This is a genomic window from Ruegeria arenilitoris (genome assembly GCF_013035315.1).
Classification (GTDB): domain Bacteria; phylum Pseudomonadota; class Alphaproteobacteria; order Rhodobacterales; family Rhodobacteraceae; genus Ruegeria; species Ruegeria arenilitoris_D.
The window spans coordinates 158,231-177,627 of sequence record NZ_WQHP01000004.1 but is presented as its reverse complement, the minus strand read 5'-3'; the positions used below and the strand labels follow the sequence as shown (position 1 = coordinate 177,627).

The 19,397-nt window shown below is 58.9% G+C and carries 19 protein-coding genes; 11 read left to right on the top strand and 8 right to left on the bottom strand.

Annotation, left to right across the window (positions count from 1 at the left end):
* Nucleotides 1–54 precede the first annotated feature (54 nt).
* The gene (locus GOV53_RS10630) at nucleotides 55–408 is read left to right on the top strand and encodes a hypothetical protein (RefSeq protein WP_170466384.1); all 354 of its coding nucleotides are present in this window, start codon (nucleotides 55–57) and stop codon (nucleotides 406–408) included.
* 86 nt (nucleotides 409–494) lie between these two features.
* On the opposite strand, the gene GOV53_RS10625 is transcribed toward GOV53_RS10630, so the two are convergent.
* Nucleotides 495–1,652, bottom strand: coding sequence for a DcaP family trimeric outer membrane transporter (locus GOV53_RS10625; protein ID WP_170466381.1), 1,158 nt, complete (start codon nucleotides 1,650–1,652; stop codon nucleotides 495–497).
* Nucleotides 1,653–2,302: 650 nt separating this feature from the next.
* Between GOV53_RS10625 and GOV53_RS10620 the strand changes: the two genes are divergently transcribed.
* Nucleotides 2,303–2,506, top strand: a complete 204-nt coding sequence (locus tag GOV53_RS10620; protein ID WP_170466378.1) for a hypothetical protein — start codon at nucleotides 2,303–2,305, stop codon at nucleotides 2,504–2,506.
* 117 nt (nucleotides 2,507–2,623) lie between these two features.
* Entirely contained in the window at nucleotides 2,624–4,669 is a 2,046-nt protein-coding gene (locus GOV53_RS10615) for an acetyl-CoA carboxylase biotin carboxylase subunit (RefSeq protein ID WP_170466375.1), read from the top strand.
* Nucleotides 4,670–4,745: 76 nt separating this feature from the next.
* On the opposite strand, the gene GOV53_RS10610 is transcribed toward GOV53_RS10615, so the two are convergent.
* On the bottom strand, nucleotides 4,746–5,192 hold the full coding sequence (locus GOV53_RS10610; RefSeq protein ID WP_170466372.1) for a DUF4174 domain-containing protein: 447 nt from the start codon (nucleotides 5,190–5,192) through the stop codon (nucleotides 4,746–4,748).
* Nucleotides 5,193–5,360: 168 nt separating this feature from the next.
* Here GOV53_RS10610 and scpA point away from each other — a divergent pair, with 168 nt between their 5' ends.
* The 6 genes from scpA to GOV53_RS10580 all read left to right on the top strand — a co-directional run bounded on the left by scpA (nucleotide 5,361) and on the right by GOV53_RS10580 (nucleotide 10,817).
* Nucleotides 5,361–7,487 carry a methylmalonyl-CoA mutase gene (gene scpA / locus GOV53_RS10605; RefSeq protein WP_170466369.1) on the top strand — a complete coding sequence of 709 codons (2,127 nt, stop codon included), beginning with the start codon at nucleotides 5,361–5,363 and terminating at the stop codon, nucleotides 7,485–7,487.
* Nucleotides 7,488–7,592: 105 nt separating this feature from the next.
* A complete protein-coding gene (locus GOV53_RS10600) occupies nucleotides 7,593–8,195 on the top strand; it encodes a VOC family protein (RefSeq protein ID WP_170466366.1) in 603 nt (200 codons plus the stop codon).
* Nucleotides 8,192–8,716: a GNAT family N-acetyltransferase gene (locus GOV53_RS10595; protein ID WP_170466363.1), complete on the top strand. Its 525-nt coding sequence runs from the start codon at nucleotides 8,192–8,194 to the stop codon at nucleotides 8,714–8,716. The genes GOV53_RS10600 and GOV53_RS10595 overlap by 4 nt, the downstream gene beginning before the upstream one ends.
* Nucleotides 8,717–8,725: 9 nt before the next feature.
* Nucleotides 8,726–9,406, top strand: coding sequence for a molecular chaperone DjiA (locus GOV53_RS10590; RefSeq protein ID WP_170466360.1), 681 nt, complete (start codon nucleotides 8,726–8,728; stop codon nucleotides 9,404–9,406).
* A gap of 3 nt (nucleotides 9,407–9,409) precedes the next feature.
* Complete coding sequence (locus tag GOV53_RS10585) at nucleotides 9,410–10,405, top strand: endonuclease/exonuclease/phosphatase family protein (protein WP_170466357.1); 996 nt, start codon at nucleotides 9,410–9,412, stop codon at nucleotides 10,403–10,405.
* Nucleotides 10,406–10,442: 37 nt separating this feature from the next.
* Entirely contained in the window at nucleotides 10,443–10,817 is a 375-nt protein-coding gene (locus GOV53_RS10580; protein ID WP_170466354.1) for a hypothetical protein, read from the top strand.
* A 3-nt stretch (nucleotides 10,818–10,820) separates the two neighbouring features.
* Here the strand turns inward: GOV53_RS10580 and GOV53_RS10575 are convergent, their stop codons facing one another.
* From GOV53_RS10575 to GOV53_RS10555, 5 genes are all read right to left on the bottom strand, one after another.
* On the bottom strand, nucleotides 10,821–12,365 hold the full coding sequence (locus tag GOV53_RS10575) for a Ppx/GppA family phosphatase (protein ID WP_170466351.1): 1,545 nt from the start codon (nucleotides 12,363–12,365) through the stop codon (nucleotides 10,821–10,823).
* A gap of 61 nt (nucleotides 12,366–12,426) precedes the next feature.
* Entirely contained in the window at nucleotides 12,427–13,104 is a 678-nt protein-coding gene (locus GOV53_RS10570; RefSeq protein WP_170422812.1) for an HdaA/DnaA family protein, read from the bottom strand.
* A gap of 1 nt (nucleotide 13,105) precedes the next feature.
* Nucleotides 13,106–14,179: an AI-2E family transporter gene (locus GOV53_RS10565; RefSeq protein ID WP_170466348.1), complete on the bottom strand. Its 1,074-nt coding sequence runs from the start codon at nucleotides 14,177–14,179 to the stop codon at nucleotides 13,106–13,108.
* An 89-nt stretch (nucleotides 14,180–14,268) separates the two neighbouring features.
* Nucleotides 14,269–15,243, bottom strand: a complete 975-nt coding sequence (locus GOV53_RS10560) for an isopenicillin N synthase family dioxygenase (protein ID WP_170466345.1) — start codon at nucleotides 15,241–15,243, stop codon at nucleotides 14,269–14,271.
* Nucleotides 15,243–16,607, bottom strand: a complete 1,365-nt coding sequence (locus tag GOV53_RS10555; RefSeq protein WP_170466342.1) for an FAD-dependent oxidoreductase — start codon at nucleotides 16,605–16,607, stop codon at nucleotides 15,243–15,245. The genes GOV53_RS10560 and GOV53_RS10555 overlap by 1 nt, the downstream gene beginning before the upstream one ends.
* Nucleotides 16,608–16,776: 169 nt before the next feature.
* On the opposite strand from GOV53_RS10555, the gene proS reads away from it, so the two are divergent.
* Complete coding sequence (gene proS / locus GOV53_RS10550) at nucleotides 16,777–18,117, top strand: proline--tRNA ligase (RefSeq protein WP_170466339.1); 1,341 nt, start codon at nucleotides 16,777–16,779, stop codon at nucleotides 18,115–18,117.
* Nucleotides 18,101–18,994 carry a glycosyltransferase family 2 protein gene (locus tag GOV53_RS10545; protein WP_170466337.1) on the top strand — a complete coding sequence of 298 codons (894 nt, stop codon included), beginning with the start codon at nucleotides 18,101–18,103 and terminating at the stop codon, nucleotides 18,992–18,994. The genes proS and GOV53_RS10545 overlap by 17 nt, the downstream gene beginning before the upstream one ends.
* On the opposite strand, the gene GOV53_RS10540 is transcribed toward GOV53_RS10545, so the two are convergent.
* A complete protein-coding gene (locus GOV53_RS10540) occupies nucleotides 18,991–19,350 on the bottom strand; it encodes a hypothetical protein (RefSeq protein ID WP_170466334.1) in 360 nt (119 codons plus the stop codon). The genes GOV53_RS10545 and GOV53_RS10540 overlap by 4 nt on opposite strands.
* Nucleotides 19,351–19,397 lie beyond the last annotated feature (47 nt).

Here is a 19,397-nt window from a genome sequence, read left to right as displayed (position 1 = left end):
ATCATCCTGTGATGGGTGTTACGAATTGATCCCCGGTTCGGCCGAGGTGACGCCATGCTGAAACATCGTGGGTTTCCCGGGCGCCTGCCGGGTACGGATTTCCAGTTCACCATTCGCCGTGCCAATCCCAAGGGCGTAACGCCCCTGACCCGGCGCGAGCGGTTTCGGGATCGCAAGCCCGCAGACAAGCGCGCGGATGCGGCTTTCATGGAAGCGCTGTGGGCGCATTTCGGCGATCAACCTTTTGAAAGAGGTAATCTGGATGCAGGGCGCTTGAGTTGGTTGTTCGAGCGTGAGGTCATTCCGGCAGAGGATCCGTTTGACCCGGCTAGTTATGACGCGCTGTTGGTGATCGACCCGGATGTGGGGCGGGTTTCGTTCCCGGACATTTTTGACGGGGTCCGCTGATCGTGCAAACCGCTGTCGCACATAACACTTTGCGGCCATCCCGGCCCAGAACCCTGCCCGCAATGGGGCAGGGCAGGTATGTGCGCTCAGAAATTGAGCTGGGCTGCAAGTTGAATCCGGTTGCTGTCAAATGTGCGCCCGGTCGGCGCGTCGTTACGTTCGCCGTAGAAGAATTCGGCGCTGAGGGTCAGATTGTCGGTCGCTTTGTAAAAGGCGTTGACGTGGATCGTTTCAACTTCGGTAAAGGACAGGGTTCCGGTCGAGGTCGGCAGGTCATAATTCTCTTGCCCGTAGGCAATGCCGACATTCCATTTGGCACTGAGGTCCTGACGGAACTCTACGGTAAAGCCGTCCACGTCGTTGGCCTGCCCGTTAACGACCGCGTCACCGGCAGCGATCAGGTAGGGGCCAAGCGCTTCGCCATCGACATAGTTGACCTGAAACAGACCGCCTTGCCAGGGGCGAACACCTGCCGCAAGCGTATAGCCGGTCTGATCCACTTCGACTGCGCCGGATTGGGCTTTGCCGTACAGGGCCGAGGCGCGGGCAAGGTAGGTGCCGGTGTTGTATTCGAGCGAGCCAGTCAGAACGGGATCGTTCGAGTTCGAGCCACCGACATTCTCTTCGATCGATACCGCAAAGGTTGTGTCCGATCCGATGGTGTTCGTATAGCGCACCTGAGGAACGCGGGCGAAGGGAATGCCAACAGGGCCGTTGAACTCGACGGTCGTTGGGTAGGTGTCCAGGGGCTGAAAATTGGTCCAGAATTGACCGATCAGCCAGTTATCTCCGATGCGGATGTTTGCATGGCGCAGGCGCAGCTCCGCCGGCCCATCCGAACCGCCGGAAAACAGGTCAAGTTCCAACTGGCCCGAGATGTCACCGATAGCAGACGGCGTGTTCGTGCGAAGCCCGATCCGAGATTGGCGCACGGTGGCCCCAAACGTGCCGCTGGTCGCATTCGCCGGCTCACCAATTCGGGTCGCATCGGCCAGGTCGCCCAGTTCAAAATCGGTGTCGAAAAAGAAATCAGCCTTAACGTATCCGTAAACATCAAGCGTGGTATTTCCGATTCGCAGGTCACCGGTCCCAGCACCGGGTTTCCCGGCCTCAAGGGCTTCGACGCGGGCGCGCAGCGCATCAAGCTCGGCTTGGGTCTGGGCATCTTGCGCGATAGCGACTGTGCCGGACAGACCAAGCGCGGATACGGCAAGCAGCGACGCCGTTTTTCTCTTTGCAATCATGTGGATGTTTCCTTGTGTGCGAGTATGCACGAGAACCGTTCCACGCAAGGCGTTGTGAGGGAAATCACGAGAATGGGACGGGAAGCCCCTGATTTCTCAAGGAAACGTGCTCGGACTTCGAGCTGCACTCACGCCGAGGTGAACAGATCTGTTAACCTTTTGCAGCCCGAAAGGGAATTTTCAACATCGCCTCTGGCGACCCGTGATGATGCAGGTGCAGAAAACCACCTTGCGAAGAAATTTTGTAACGGAACTGTGACGGTTTCGCCGTGTGAGAAGGCACCCGGTGCGCCGCAGGGCCTCGGCACGAATCTGCGCGCCTATTCGCCTAATGGGCGATTTCCAGCCGGAATCCTTACCAGAAACAATACTTTGTTTACGCCGTTGATTGTGCCGAGCAACCTGTTCAAGCCGTGCGGCTCTACTTTGCCTGCGTCGCACATGCACCTACTATTCCGTACCCCTTCCTTCCGCGGGCAGGCTTGTGATTTTCACAAAGTCCTGTCCGCGTTTTTCTTTTCGCGTGTACTGTACGTAAAGCGGCACAAATCTGCGCAAAACCTCTGCCAAGACTGCCTGTTATTGAATAACAAGGCCGGAATAACGCATCTGCCCCCGAACGCGTCAAGAATCCAAAAGGGGCAGATATCATGCGCATCTCAAAACTCTTTCTTGCAATGGCGACCTGTGCGGGCCTTGCGGCCTGCGGCGACAACACCGGCGAGCAGGCGCTGCTTGGGGGTGGCGCGGGCGCGGTCGGCGCAGCAGTTCTCAACTCGGACCCGCTGTTTGGGGCCGTGGTCGGCGCGGCAGGCAACGTCCTGTATTGCAAGACACAGAACACCTGTAGGTAGTACCGGGTTTTCCGGGGCGCGCGTCGCCCCGATCGTAATCACGCATCATGCCGTCGTGGAGAATACTCTCCGCGGCGGCATTTTGCGTTTTCAGAACACCAAGACAAAGGACGTTCCATGTTTAACAAGATCCTGATCGCCAACCGGGGTGAGATTGCCTGCCGGGTTATCAAGACTGCCCGCAAAATGGGTATCGGCACCGTTGCCATTTATTCGGACGCAGACAAGAACGCCTTGCATGTGTCGATGGCGGACGAAGCGGTTCACATCGGCCCGCCGCCTGCGAACCAGTCCTACATCGTGATCGACAAGGTTATGAATGCCATCCGCCAAAGCGGCGCGCAGGCCGTCCACCCCGGTTACGGCTTCCTGTCGGAAAACGCCAAATTCGCAGAAGCGCTGGAGGCGGAAGGCGTGGCGTTTGTCGGCCCCCCCAAAGGCGCGATCGAAAGCATGGGTGACAAGATCACCTCGAAAAAGATCGCTCAGGAGGCTGGCGTTTCGACCGTTCCCGGCTACATGGGTCTGATCGAAGACGCCGAAGAGGCGGTCAAGATTTCGAATGAGATCGGCTATCCGGTCATGATCAAGGCCAGCGCCGGCGGCGGTGGTAAAGGCATGCGGATCGCGTGGAGCGACGAAGAAGCGCGCGAGGGTTTCCAGTCATCCAAGAACGAAGCTGCGAATTCCTTTGGCGACGATCGGATTTTCATCGAAAAATTCGTGACCCAGCCGCGCCATATCGAGATTCAGGTTCTGTGCGACAGGCACGGCAACGGCATCTATCTGGGCGAGCGCGAATGCTCGATCCAGCGCCGGAACCAGAAGGTTGTGGAAGAGGCACCGTCGCCATTCCTCGACCCCGAAACCCGCAAAGCGATGGGTGAACAGGCTGTGGCTCTGGCCAAGGCCGTGGACTATGCCAGCGCCGGTACTGTGGAATTCATCGTCGATGGCGACAAGAATTTCTACTTCCTGGAAATGAACACGCGTCTGCAGGTGGAGCACCCGGTCACCGAATTGATCACCGGTGTCGATCTGGTCGAGCAGATGATCCGTGTGGCGGCCGGTGAAAAACTGACCATCACGCAGGACGACGTGACACTGACTGGGTGGGCAATTGAAAACCGTCTCTATGCTGAAGACCCATACCGCAACTTCCTGCCATCAATTGGTCGTCTGACCCGTTATCGTCCGCCACAGGAAATCGCCGCCGGTCCGATGCTGGTGAACGGCAAGTGGCAAGGTGACGCGCCCGAAGGTGAGGCGGCCGTGCGTAACGATACCGGCGTCTACGAAGGCGGTGAGATCAGCATGTATTACGACCCGATGATCGCCAAGCTGTGCACCTGGGCTCCGACTCGTGAAGCCGCGATTGAGGCGATGCGCGTGGCGCTGGACAGCTTTGAGGTCGAAGGCATCGGTCACAACCTGCCGTTCCTGTCGGCCGTGATGGATCACCCGAAATTCGTCAGCGGTGATATGACCACAGCCTTCATCGCGGAAGAGTATCCGGATGGTTTCGAAGGCGTCGAACTGCCCGAAGGTGATCTGCGGCGGATCGCAGCGTCCTGCGCAGCGATGTATCGTGTTTCGGAAATTCGCCGGACGCGCGTTTCCGGTCGGATGGACAATCACGAGCGGAAAGTCGGCAACCGCTGGGTAGTGTCCGTGCAAGGCAATGAATTTGCGGTTCGCGTCGGCGCCGACAAAGAAGGGGCAACGATCAAGTTTGAAGATGGGCAAACCCTGCGCGTCGCATCGGACTGGACACCGGGTGACCAGTTGGCCGTTCTGGATGTCGATGGCAGCCCGCTGGTCCTGAAGGTCGGCAAGATCTCGGGCGGGTTCCGCATTCGTAACCGGGGTGCGGATCTGAAGGTAAATGTGCGGCGTCCGCGTCAGGCAGAGCTGGCCAAGCTGATGCCCGAAAAGCTACCGCCGGATACTTCGAAAATGCTGCTCTGTCCGATGCCCGGCCTGGTCGTGAAGATCGATGTCGAAGTGGGTCAGGAAGTGCAGGAAGGCCAGGCGCTGTGCACGATCGAGGCGATGAAGATGGAGAACATCCTGCGCGCCGAGAAGAAAGGTGTTGTTGCCAAGGTCAACGCGGGCCCCGGCGACAGCCTCGCCGTGGACGAAGTGATCATCGAGTTCGAGTGATCGTGACCCTGTTTTTGCCATATCCCAAGGTTTTCCCGGCGTTTTGCGCCGGGGGCACTGGGCGTGGCAAAGGTATTCAGCCGCCCTCGCGCCGTTCGCGGATTTCGCGTTCGCGCAGGGGCGTCTTGTCGATGGAACGGCCGATCTCGCGCACGCTCCACGGGGACGGTTTGCGCAGTTTGACGACGCCGTCCTTGTCGACGAACACCATCTGGAAGCCGCGCGGTCGCAGCTGTGACCGGATAGGGGACCTGGCCGAGGGATCGGTATCGGTCAGCACGACGACATCGCGATCCCGCATGGCTGCTTCGCCTTCGACTAGCATGTCGATCTGCTGCTGGAACCGCGGGTCTGCCGGGGTATCCGCAAATACGACGATGGGTCGGTTGACCCACAAGAATTCGCTGAGTTCGCTGTCGCCTGCTGGGCGAACGAATTCGTCCTCAGCCGGTGCAGCCCCGTCGGCAGCCATCGCGGCCAGCGGGAATAGTGCCGAGAAAACAAGGGCAAGCGTTCGTGTCATGGGGCCTCCTGTTCGTTTGAATATAGCCCCTGCGCCGGTGAATGCGACCGGCGATTTGCACGCAGGCTTCAAAATATCGCGCTCAACCCCGCCGAAACGGGCGGCGCTGATCGTCAAATCGCACGGGCAAGGCCTGACTGCGACCCGAATTGAGAAAAGGAACACGCAATGACCGATACGAAAGACTGGCAGGCGCTGGCCGAGAAAGAGCTGCGCGGACGCCCGTTGGACGACCTGACAAAGGAAACGCTGGAAGGTATCGACGTCAAACCTCTGTACACGCAAGAAGATACCGCTGATCTGCCGCATATGGGCTCGCTTCCCGGCTTTGGCCCGTTTACGCGAGGGGTAAAGGCGACGATGTATGCGGGGCGTCCCTGGACGATCCGCCAATATGCCGGGTTTTCGACAGCCGAAGAGTCGAACGCCTTTTACCGTCGCAATCTGGCCGCCGGTCAGCAGGGTGTCTCGGTTGCCTTCGATCTGGCAACGCACCGAGGGTACGACAGTGACCACCCGCGCGTGGTCGGTGATGTCGGCAAGGCTGGCGTGGCGATCGACTCGGTTGAGGACATGAAGATCCTGTTTGACGGTATTCCGCTGGACAAGGTTTCTGTCTCGATGACCATGAACGGCGCGGTAATCCCGATTCTGGCGAATTTCATCGTTGCGGGGGAAGAGCAGGGGCACGACAAATCGCTGCTGGCGGGCACCATTCAGAACGACATTCTGAAAGAGTTCATGGTGCGCAACACCTACATTTACCCGCCTGAACCGTCGATGAAGATCATTTCGGACATCATCGAGTACACCTCGAACGAGATGCCCAAGTTCAACTCGATCTCGATCTCGGGCTATCACATGCAAGAGGCCGGGGCGAACCTGGTACAGGAACTGGCGTATACGCTGGCCGACGGGCGGGAATATGTCCGTGCGGCGACTGAGGCCGGGATGGACGTCGATAAGTTCGCAGGCCGTCTGTCGTTCTTCTTTGCCATTGGTATGAACTTCTTCATGGAGATCGCCAAGCTGCGCGCCGCGCGTACCCTTTGGCATCGCGTAATGACCGATTTCGGGGCGAAATCCGAGCGGTCCAAGATGCTGCGCACGCACTGCCAGACGTCCGGCGTCAGCTTGCAGGAACAGGACCCCTATAACAACGTGATCCGTACCGCCTATGAGGCGATGAGCGCGGTTCTGGGCGGGACGCAAAGCTTGCACACTAATGCTCTGGACGAGGCGATTGCATTGCCCACCGATTTCTCGGCCCGTATTGCCCGTAATACCCAGCTGGTGCTGCAGGAAGAGACTGGCGTGACCGATGTGGTCGATCCGCTGGCCGGATCCTACTATGTCGAAAGCCTGACCAATGAGTTGGTCGAAAAGGCTTGGGCGTTGATGGAAGAGGTCGAAGAGATGGGCGGTATGACCAAGGCCGTCGCATCGGGAATGCCCAAGCTTCGCATCGAAGAAAGCGCCGCGCGTCGTCAGGCGATGATCGACAAGGGCGACGAGGTCATCGTTGGGGTCAACAAATACCGTAAGGAACAGGAAGACCCGATCGACATTCTGGACGTCGACAACGTTGCCGTACGCGAAGCTCAGGTCGCGCGTCTGGAGCGTATCCGTGCAATGCGGGACGAAGCCGCGTGTGAGGCCGCACTTGAGGCCCTGACAACCACTGCCCGCGAGGGTGGAAACCTGCTGGCCGCTGCCGTCGAGGCCGCCCGCGCCCGCGCATCCGTAGGAGAGATCAGCATGGCAATGGAGAAGGAGTTCGGCCGTCACCGCGCCGAGGTGAAGACGCTGGCCGGTGTGTATGGTGCCGCCTACGAAGGTGACGAAGGTTTTGCAGCGATCCAGAAATCCATCGAAGAGTTCGCCGAAGCCGAAGGCCGCCGTCCTCGTTTGTTGGTGGTCAAGATGGGGCAGGACGGTCACGACCGCGGCGCGAAGGTAATCGCAACCGCTTTTGCCGACATTGGTTTTGACGTGGATGTGGGCCCGCTGTTCCAAACACCTGCCGAGGCCGCGCAGGATGCCGTTGATAACGATGTGCACGTGGTCGGGATTTCCTCGCAGGCGGCAGGCCACAAAACGCTGGCGCCGCAGTTGGTTGAAGAGCTCAAGAAAGCCGGTGCCGAGGACATCATCGTCATCTGTGGCGGCGTGATCCCGCAGCAGGACTATCAGTTCCTTTATGACCACGGCGTAAAGGCGATTTTTGGTCCGGGCACCAACATTCCCGAGGCTGCACAAGACATCCTGCGCCTGATCGGCGAAGCCAAAGCGTGACTCAGCGCAAGGTTTTTCGCCGAAAAGCCTTGTGATCCAACGCCATTGAAGAAAACATGCGACCAGATCCCGTTGGGTCTGGTCGTTTTTCATAGGAGGGCGCGCATGTTACTGGATCATCTGGCCGTTGCAGGCGAAACGCTGGAAGAGGCGTCAGCCCACCTTGAACAGGCTTTGGGCGTTCCCTTGCAGGAGGGTGGAAAGCACGAGAAATTCGGCACCTACAACCGGCTGTTGGGTCTGCGTGATGGCCTGTATCTCGAAGCGATCGCGATTGATCCGAGTGCGCCAAACCCAGAAAGAACAAGGTGGTTCGATCTGGATCGGTTCAAAGGGGCACCCCGGCTGAGCAATTGGATTTGTCGGGTTCCGGACATTGAGGCCGCGCTTACCGTTTTTCCCGATGGCGTGGGGCACCCGATTGACCTGGCGCGTGGCGCTTTGCGGTGGCAGATGGCGGTGCCACCGAATGGCCGCCTGCCTTTTGACAATCTTTTCCCTGCGCTGATCCAGTGGCATGGCGATCTGCACCCGGCCACGATGCTGCAGGACAGCGGTTGCCGGTTGCAACGATTGGTCGTGTATCACCCCGATGCGCTGGACTTAGCCCGTCTGCTTGGAGCACTGGACGGCGTCGTGTTCGACACTGGCCCAGCCGCGTTGCGGGCAGAGTTCGAAACGCCGCATGGCGTACGCATATTGGAATGAGGATCAGGCAAGCCACAGCGTCCGATGCCCAAGGGATCGCTGCAATCACCAACGCGATTATCCGCGACACGCTTGTGACCTTTACAACCGATGAACGCAGTGCTGACAGCATAGCTAGCGATATCGAAACGCGCAGCCCCGCCTATCTGGTCGCGGAGGAGGGCGGAAAGGTTTTTGGGTTCGCCACCTACGGCCCCTTTCGGTCCGGTCCGGGATACGCGGATTGCAGTGAGTTGACGATCCAATTGGCTCCACAAGCGCGTGGGCAAGGAACGGGCCGGGCTTTGATCCGCGCACTGGAGGATACCGCGCGGGCCCAAGGCGTGCATGTTCTGGTGGCCGGAATCTCGTCTGCGAACCCCGATGCGATAGCGTTTCACGCGGCGCTCGGGTTCACCGAAACTGGTCGTATGCCCGAGGTTGGGTTCAAATGGGGTAAACGTCTGGACCTTGTTCTGATGCAGAAAATTCTTGGCACGAAAATATCTGTCGCACCTGACACGCGCGATCAGGGACGCTAGGGTGCGCTCATGTCGATCTGGACCCGCATATCCGATGCGCTCAGCGCGCTTGCACAGGGCGAAAGCCTTACAGCCGTTTTTGAAAAACTGCGCTCGCCCCCCGAACGCTCGGTGGCGTTTACAATCGCAGTGATCGCTTTGGGTGCGAAAATGGCCAAGGCCGATGGGCAGGTGACCAGGGACGAAGTCACGGCTTTCAGGGATGTTTTCCAGATTGCCCGTGATGATGAGGAAGGTGCCGCACGTGTGTTCAACATGGCGCGCACGGATGTTGCTGGCTATCAGGACTATGCGCGCAAAATTGCGCGCATGTTCTCGGAAGACAGCACCACGCTTTGCGACTTGATGGAGGGGCTCTTTCACATCGCCATGGCGGACGGGTTCTATCATCCCAACGAAAACGAGTTTCTGGAAGAGGTCAGCCGTATTTTCGGGCAGACCGACGCACAATTTTTGGCGCTGCGCGCGCGGTTTGTACCCGATGCACCAAACGACCCCTATACGGTTCTTGGTGTGCCGCGTGACATGCCGCTGCCCGATATCCGCAAGGTCTGGCGGCAACTTGTCCGGGATACGCACCCCGATGCGATGATGGCGCGCGGCGTGCCCGAAGAAGCCATTCGCTTGGCTGAGAAGAAGATGATCGACATCAACCGCGCCTGGGATGAAATCAACGGTGCGCGGGCCTGAGCAATGCGTTTGGCGACCTATAACATCGAATGGTTCGCCAATCTGTTTGATCGCAAGGACAAGCTGATCGTGGATGACAGCTGGTCCGGTCGGCACGATGTGACCAAGGCTCAGCAGGTCGAAGCGATTGCCAAGGTTCTGACGGCCATCAATGCGGATGCTGTTCTGGTCGTCGAGGCTCCTAATACGGGCAAAACACAGAACACGGTGCGTGCGCTGCAAAGGTTTGCCGAGGCGTTCGAGTTGCGTACCAGCAATGCGGTCATGGGATTTGCCAATGATACCCATCAGGAATTGGCGTTGCTGTACGATCCGCACGTTCTAAAGCCGCGTCATGACCCGAAAGAGGGTGACAGGTCGGCCCCACGCTTCGATCAGGTGTTCAATATCGATCTTGATATTGATGCGACCGAAGATCAGGTGCAGTTCTCCAAGCCGCCCATGGAACTGGCTGTTGAAACCAGCTCGGGGCAACACCTCCGCCTGATCGGTGCGCATCTGAAGTCAAAGGCGCCGCACGGGGCCGAAAGCCGGGACGAAGCGATACGGATTTCCATTGCAAATCGCCGAAAGCAGCTGGCCCAGGCGATTTGGCTCAGCCGACGGATCAAGGCGCATTTGGCAGCGGATGAGCATGTGATCCTGTTGGGCGATCTGAACGATGGTCCTGGGCTGGATGAATTCGAACATCTGTTTGGCAGGTCTTCGGTTGAAATCCTGTTGCAAACAGGGCTGTTCGATCCTCACGCCGTGACGGCGATTGGGGCAGATATGGGTCAGCATCCGTCGACCGCGCGCTTTGCACAGCCTGATGAGGGTCAGTTTCTTGAAGCGCTGCTGGATTACATCATGATCAGCGACGGTCTGCGGGATCGACGGCCGAATTGGCGCATCTGGCATCCGTTACACGACCCGATCTGTCAATCGAGCACTGACCTGCAACAGGCATTGCTGACCGCATCGGACCATTTTCCGGTTACGCTCGATATTGAGCTGTGATCTTTCAACCGAAGTGCGGTTGCTCTATGGTTCCCACATGAAACGTCTCATACCGATCTGTGCGCTTTGCACCGTTCTGGCCGGTCCTGCCGTTGCCGAGGACGAGGGTGCAAAATCCCTCATGGAGCAGGGGGCCGAGCTGTTTTTTGAAGGCCTGCGCAAAGAGATGGAGCCCGCGCTTGAGGATTTGCTGGGATTGGCAGATCAATTCGGTCCGGCCATGCAATCCTTTATCGAGCAAATGGGCCCCGCGCTTGCCGAACTGGCGGGCGAGATTCAGGACTGGAGCGCCTATGAAGCGCCCGAGATGTTGCCAAACGGTGATATAATCATCCGCAAGAAACCGCCGCAAGCGCCTGATACGAAACCGGAATTGCCCGAAAGCGCGCCCGAAGGTGAAACCGAAATCTAGTGCTCAGCCTTTGACGATAACGCGGGTTTCCGATTTCAACGCATTGCCTAGCGAATTCAGGCGCGACACCGCGACTTCGCTGAACAACGGGCTTGCCGCCTTTGGCAGGATCAGTTCAAGCTGGCGCTTCTTGGGGTAGAATTTCAACGTGCCCATTTTGGCGTCGCTTTTCATCCACAACATGGCTCCAAAGCGCATCGCCTTACCCAGAATTTCCGCCTGTTTCTGTTCCTTTTCGTCCAGCAACTCATACAGAGGAGCGAACCGGTTGCCTTCGCGCTTATTGCGATAGCGGTGCTGCAGCGCTAGCCCGATGAAAACCCGTTCTGAATGTTTCAGGCCGCCCAGATTGGCACGTGTCACGTTGTCAAAGCAAACCTCGGCCCGGTAGTCGGGATGCGCGCGCCAGCTGACATCATGCAACAGGCAGGCCGCTTTGATCAGGCGTACACGCGCAGGTGGGGCCGATTTGAAAATCGGCATGACAAATTCGAACAACAGCTTGCCAAAGCCGGGCAGGCGGGCGTCCTTGGCCTCGGAAAAACGGCTGGCTTCGATCAGCGGATCGCGGTCGCGCAGGTTTTGGGGCATCTGCTCGTACAGCAAACCTTCGCGAATCCCATAGCTTGAGATTGCGATGTCCTTGGGCTTGAAGGTGCGGATCAGACGCGCCAGCACATCCATCGCATAAGGAATCAACGCCATCCGCGAGCTTGATACACCTGCTGCGCTCCGCAATTTCTCCGGATCACCGCTTTCGATGAATTTGATGGTCTCGCGCACCTGTGTGGTGGTCATGCGATATTCGTGCAGGACGTTCAGCGGATAGCCGCGGCGCAACATGTCCAGACGCGCAAAGGCCCGCCAGCTGCCGCCGACAAGGAAAAGTCGGTCGCGCTGCGGGCCCATTTTGTCGCGAAGGCTCTCCATCGTAGTCTTGATATGCGCCTTACGTGCCCGGCGTCCGCCTTTGATGTCCCGCAGTTTCAGCGGACCCAGCGCCGAGGTCACGCGGCGGCCAACTTCGCCGTCGCCGATCTCGGCCAGTTCCATTGACGATCCGCCGATGTCACAGATCAGACCGTAAGCACCGGGCCATCCCAGCAGAACGCCCTGCGCGGACAAGCGTGCCTCTTCCGCGCCGTTGATGACCGACACCGTCAGGCCGGTCTCGGCCTGAACTTCGGCACAAAAGTCGGGCCCGTCCTCGGCCTCGCGCACGGCGGCGGTTGCCACTACGTGCAATCCGGGCAACCCAAGATCGTCTGCCAGACGAGCAAACCGGCTGAGTGCAGAAAGTGCGCGTTTGCGGCCGACGGGATTTAGTCGCCCTGTGTCTGACAGGCCTGCGCCCAGCTCGCACATCACTTTTTCATTATAGAAATACGCAGGCGATCGAGCCGCGCCGTCAAAGATCACCATACGGACCGAGTTCGATCCAACATCGACGACGCCGACCCGCGATAGGGCTTGGGCCTGGGGATCGTCGAACAAGGGCTTTCCGAACGGCCCCCAGTCAGGGATTTCGGTTTCGACAGTCTGATCCATGTCACTTCCAGATATTCCGGGTGCAGAATGCGAGATGACCGGGTTTGGGTCAACGCCCAGATTAGACATCATCCATATCCGCGTTCAGAACACGTACAGCCAGCGTCCGGGTAATGTCGCGCTTTTCCGCAAGGGCCAATTGGTCCAATTGTGCCACGACATTGGCTGCCGTTTCAAATCGTCGGTCCATGTGTTTGACCAGATAGGCGATGACGTCGGGGCTGGGGTTCAGTTGCCGGTCGACGAACAGCTTTGCCAGAACCGCACCCAGAAGGGCGTCGTCCGGCGGATCAAGCGCCACGTGGTGCGCGCCTTCGATCCGGCTTTGCAGGTCCGGCAGAGGCAGCTGCCAGAACTTAGGCGCAAGCCGCCCGGTCATCAGCAGGGCGTTGCCTTCTGCCAGCACCAGGTTGTGCAAGTGAAACAGCGTCTTTTGCTGCTCCAGATCTCCCGCAATCATGGGCACGTCTTCGACCGCTACGGCGGTGCGGGCCAGATCGGGCACATCCTCGTGCCGAAGGTCCGAGGCCAGGATGATCCGTCCGCCCGTTTCGGCCGCCCAGACATGCGCCAGGTGGGTTTTTCCTGCTCCAGCGGGGCCGCTCAGCACCAGTTTGTTGCCCGGCCATGAGGTTGCCGAAATCATGGCAACCGCCAGCGCATTCGCCGGGGAAACAAAAAAGTCCTCACGCCCCAGCGCAGTCTTGGCCGGAAGGTCAAAGCTTAGCTGATGGGCCATATTAAGCGTCTTCCTGATCCGTGCTTTCCAGACCCGTGTAAAGACGGCTGTGCAGGTAGACGGACGTTCCAAACCGCGCCAGAACACCAAGAGCGGCGGCAACAGGTACGGCCACAAGCATACCCACGAAGCCAAACAGCGCGCCAAACACAGACAGGGCCAGCAGCAACCAGACTGGGTGCAGACCCACTGAATTCCCCACCAGTTTGGGCGTCAGAAAATTACCCTCGGTCACCTGACCCAAAGCAAAGATGCCAGCGATCAGACCGATATGCGCCCAGTCGCCCCAGAACTGGAAAAGAGCCAGACCGATCGCCAAAGTGCCACCGATCAGAGCTCCGAGATAGGGGATGAAGGTCACCAACCCGGCGATAAATCCGACGATCAGGCCAAACTGCAGGCCCGCTGCCATCAGTGCAACCGCGTAGTAGGTGCCAAGAATAAGACAGACGGTGCCCATGCCGCGCACGAACGAGGCCAGAACGGCGTCAATTTCACCCGCCAGACGCTTGATCGTCGGTGCGTGGTCGCGGGGCAACAGCTCTCCGATGCGGGCGATCATGCGGTCCCAGTCCAGCAGCATATAGACTGCAACAACCGGAACGATCACCAGCAGAACAACCACATTGATCGCAGACCCGACCGAAGCCGCAACGGACTGCAACACGTCGCCGGTCTTGGATTGCAGCGTTTCACCCAGCGATACCAAAGCCTGGTGCGAGTTGGATTCGGCGTCCAGAAGGGATGGGAACTGTTTCTCGATGAAGCCGCGCAGTTGCTGGAACAGGCTGGGCATAACCTCGACCAGTTCGATCAGCTGGGTGATCAATGCGGGCACAACCATCAGGATCATCAGGACAAAGCCCAGAATTCCGACGACCGTGATGATCGCTGTGGCCGCCATGCGAGAAAGCCCAAGGTTTTCCAAGCGGTCCGCGATCGGATCAAGGAAATAGGCAATGGCCCCGCCGATCACAAAGGGCAGCAGGACATCGCCAAGAGCCCACAACAGCAGCACAAAAATGGCTGCCGCAACGCCCCAGTATCTGAGTTGATCCTTCACCGGCAGCGCCATGCTTGCCCCCTTGGTTCTTGCTGTTACCGGTGTTCTTGGCTTATGCGGCGCGGTGATGCAAGCGGTTCATGCCTGACGATTTGCGTGGCTTACGAGCTAAGCGTCCCAAGCTCTGGCGTGTCAGCCGTTGCGGTCTCATCCGGCCAGTTGGTGCGCCAGATTTCTGCGGACCAATGGCCACAGTGGACCGCAGGTCGGTCAAAGCCGGGCATCGGTGGCAACAGCGGCATAACGACCACATCGTGGCGCGGAACCGCAAAGTAAGGGAATGAGTACCGTTCCTTGCCGGACGTGTTTACGACCCGGTGCGGTGTGGATTTCAAGCGGCCGCCCGACCACAGCTCCAGCATGTCACCGATGTTCACGACAAAACCACCGGGTGGACAATCCGGGGTGATCCAGCCTCCGTCGCGCGTTTGTACTTCCAGCCCGCCAACGGGATCCGGGGCGATGATGGTCAGTGCATCGGTATCCTTGTGTGGATGAATGCCAAAGCCTTCTTCGTCCGGGGCCTGCGGAGGGTAGTGGAGCAGTGTCATGTTAGTCATCGGTGTGATGAACGCGTCCTTCAAGACATCCGGTTTCAGGTTCAGGCCGATTTCAAGCGCACCCAGCAACAGGTCCGTCACGCGATCCAGCTGCGCCCAGTACCCCAGAATGACATCCCGCGCTTCCGGCGTTTCCCTTGGCCAAAGGTTCGGGCCGTAAAGCGCACAATCCTGCTGCACCGGGTCGCCATCGGCGACGTCGAAATGCAGTTTGTAGCCTTCGTATTTGTCTGCCTTGCCCGAGCCGTCATTGGGCGTGAAAAAGCCCATTGGAATGAAACCGCGATAGTTGTCCCGCGTGATCGCTTGATCCCATTTGCTTTGCTCATCAATGTCAAAAATCGCTCGGGTCTTGGCGCGCACCTCGTCGACGGTATTCCGCGAAATGCCTGTGCCAGTGATGGACAGGAAACCAATGTCGGTGCACGCGTCCAGGATCTGCCGGACCGTAGCGCCGTGGTCCGGATGCGCCGCGTCTTGCAGCGGAGAGATATCGATCGTGGGAATGGTCTGCATCAGTGAATCCTAACGCCTTGCCGGTCCAGCTCTTTGTGCACAGGCGCCAGATTCAATTCGTGCACGTCCTGATTGCTTTTCAACGATAGCGCGGCGGCGATGCCGGCACCCTGACCCATGACCGCACAGCAGGCCATGTTGCGCGTCGCGGCATGGGCGACCTTGTCGGCTCCGTGCGAGCGGCCCGCGACCAGCAGTCCTTTGACACCCTTTGGCAGCATCGAGCGATAGGGGACCTGCATGTACCGACCCGTGGTCGGCAGGATCAGGATGCCGTAGCCGTCAATGAACTCGGGGTAGATGCCGATCGTGTCCTCGAACCGACCCTGATGCCGGGCGTCATCCTCGGTCATGTTGTAAACCGCGTCGATCTTGCGCGTGTCGCGGATGCCGATGGTCATGCCAAAGTTACGCAGTCGTGCGTTTTCGCAGCCGGGCATGAAACGGCGAAGCGCTTCGATGGCAAGCATGGACTGGCGGCGGCCCTCGATCTCGCCCCTTGTAAGGCTGTCGGGGTCCGTGCCGTCGATCTCGGCCAGGTGGATGAGGTTCATGTAGGTCAGCTCGCCCGTATCGTGCATCGCACCCCAAGTGCCCGCAATCGTGTTCAGATGTGGCGGGATCAGCCCCTCATCAATGGCCTGCTGGAACGGTTTGTGCACGAAGGGCGAGAACATGTCGTCCTCTTTGCCGCTGGTTTCGATGTTCCACTCACCGCCGCCGCCCCAGTCCTTGTAGGTCTGCGGATCGGCCTTTACGCCCTCCATAAAGGTGCGTTTGTCGACGCCGGCCAAATGGAACATCACCGAGGCCGCCATCATGTCCTCGCGTGCTGTCTTGTGCGTTGGTGCACCGGCCCGATGGGCAACGTCCGCATCGCCGGTGGCGTCGATTACAACGCGGGCCAGAATGGCCTCGCGCCCGGCCTTGGATTCGGTGATGATCCCGGTGATCCGGTCGCCGTCCATGATCGGTGCAACGAATTGACGATGCAGCATCGGGTGGACGCCAGCCTCTTCGACCAGTTTGTCGGCCACCAGCTTGAACCCTTCGCTGTCCAGCTCATAGCTGAGCGACTGGCTTTCAGGCACTGCCGCACCCATGTCCTTGGCGCGGTTTTCGAACTCCATGCCAATACCGCCTGCTTCGACGGTCTGTTCGTGCCGATACCAGGCAAACCCTTCAACGCCGACTGCGGTGATGTTGCCGCCCATGCAGCCGAAACGGTCGACCAGTGACACTTCGGCCCCGGCACGCGCCGCGGCCAAGGCGGCGGCCAACCCGGCGGGGCCGGAGCCTACGACCAGAACGTCTGTCTTGTGAACAACGGGAATTTGACGGGCGGGTTCCTGAATGGTCTGCATCGGCGCCTCATGGGATTTACATTTCCGTTACAATTGGAAACCCTGACTGGCGGGTCAATCAAAAAACCGACTGACCTGTGGTCGCAAAATCGCCAATGCCCGATTGCCCCCAGCGGGGCTTTGGCATAATCAACCTTTTAAGTTCAAATTCACCCTCAAAGGTTCGACAATGCGCCTCAGCCGTTACTTTCTGCCCGTTCTCAAGGAAAACCCCTCCGAGGCCCAGATCGTCAGCCACCGGCTGATGCTGCGTGCCGGGATGATCAAGCAAGCCTCTGCCGGGATCTATTCATGGCTGCCGTTGGGCTTCAAAGTTCTGCGCAAGCTGGAAAACATCATCCATGAAGAGCAGGCGCGCGCTGGCCACATTGCGATCCAGATGCCGATCATCCAATCGGCGGACCTGTGGCGCGAATCCGGGCGCTATGATGACTACGGTCAGGAAATGCTGCGGATGAAAGACCGTCATGACCGGGATATGCTGTTTACACCGACCGCCGAAGAACTGGTGACTGATATCTTCCGCGGCCACGTCAACAGCTACAAGGACCTGCCGCTGACCCTGTACCAGATCCAGTGGAAATTCCGCGATGAGATCCGCCCCCGTTTCGGCGTGATGCGTGGTCGTGAGTTCTATATGAAGGACGGATACAACTTCGACCTGACCAAAGAAGACGCGCTGCACGCCTATAACCGTCATCTGGTCACCTATCTGCGCACCTACGAGCGTATGGGTCTGCAGGCCCTGCCAATGCGCGCTGATTCCGGCCCCATCGGTGGCGACAACACGCACGAATTCCTCGTGCTGGCCGATACCGGTGAATCCGAAGTGTTCTATGACAGCGCCGTCACCGAATTGACCTTCGGTGATCGTCAGATCGATTATGATGACCGCGCGCAGTGTCAGGCGATCCTGGAAGAGTTCACTTCGAAATACGCCCGGACCGATGAAACTCATGATGAGGGTCTGTTCAATCAGATCCCGGAAGAGCGTCGCCGCGTGGCGCGCGGGATCGAGGTTGGCCAGATCTTCTATTTCGGCACCAAGTATTCCGAGGCCATGGGCGCAACTGTTCAAGGCCCCGATGGCAAGCCGACGCTGGTTCACATGGGCAGCCACGGTATCGGTGTCAGCCGCCTGGTCGGCGCGATCATTGAGGCCAGCCATGACGACAAGGGCATCATATGGCCCGAAGGCGTCACTCCGTTCCATTGCGGTATCGTCAACCTCAAGCAAGGTGACGAAGAAGCCGACGCAGCCTGTGACAAGATCTACGGTGCGTTGACCGCGCTGGGTCTGGAGCCGCTGTATGATGATCGCAACGAACGGGCAGGGGGCAAGTTCGCCACCATGGACCTGATCGGTCTGCCGTGGCGCATCACCGTCGGCCCGCGTGGATTGAAGAACGGTGTGGTCGAGTTGACCTGCCGCCGCACCGGTGAAAGCGAAGAGTTGAGCCCCGAGGCCGCCGTCACCAAGATCGCCGAGATCTATGAGCGCGTCGACTGACCCCTCCGGCGCGCCGCTGATCTCGGTCATCACCGCGACGTATAACCTGTTGTCGCAAGAACGGCAGGAAAGCTTTCGCGAAGTGATCGACTGCATGGCGCGCCAGACCTGTGATCGGGCCGAACACATCATTCAGGATGGAGCGTCGACCGACGGTACGGTCTCGTTTCTGCAGGACCTGACCGCAGATGCCCCGCGCACCCGGCTGTTCAGCGAGCCCGATAGCGGATTGTACGACGCTATGAACAAGGGGGCGCAAGCTGCTCGCGGCGAATACCTGTTGTTCCTGAATTCAGATGACTCGCTGGCCTCTGATGACATTCTAAATAGGGTCGCGGACCGGCTGGAAGTGACGCGGCCCGATTTCCTCTATGGCTCGACCCTTCGTCGGTACGAGGACGGTTCGGAAAGCCGTGAAAAACGGATGTCTCTGACGGCGATTCTGCAGAGAATGCCATTCTGCCATAACTCGGTTCTATTGAAGCGGGATGTATTCATGGCGCTGGGCGGGCATGACACACAGTTCCGCGTTGCTGCCGACTATGATCTGATGCTGCGCCTTTTGACCGAAGGGTATCAGGGCGAACGCACGGACGATCCCATTTCCATGTTCTGGGGGCGGGGGGTGACCAATGATGTCGTTGTCACGGCCGAGGATTACGCGCGTGTCTGGGTAAAGTACTATGACGGGTTCAAAGCGGCACGGGGCCTGACCCAGCAAGACTTTTTCAGATTCTACCGGCGTGGGCACATGCCAGCGCCGCTGATTTTGGAACGTCTGCTCAAGCCCGGAACGTCGGATGCCATCAAGGCTGCGGCACGACACAGTCTGTGGAAAACCACGCGGCGATCGGTGCAGTTCTGGCGCAGCTTTTAGGCGCGACCCACGGTCGGTCGTGCAGTCAGAACGTCTCCGTCCGCTTGTTGACCTCGTGCGACGACGATCGGGCGACCCAGGCGCAGAACCAAATCTTTCAGTTCAAGGCCCAGAAAGCGTAGACCGCACACCCGGTCTCCGGTCGCGTGATCCGTGATGCACATCCGGCCGTCCCGAAACACCAGGCGATATCCTTTGTCTTTCAGGATGTCCGTCAGGCCTGCCCAGCTTGCTGCGCTGGAAAAGACTGGAAGGATCGTTGCACGCAACAAAGCTGCGGTTTCGCAATCCAATTCTGTTGATGCTTGCCGGGCCGAAATTGCGCCCGGGTTTTCAGTTTCAATTCGAATACTCATGAGCGACCCCCGCTCTAAAATGTATTCCCCCACAATCAGGGTGACAA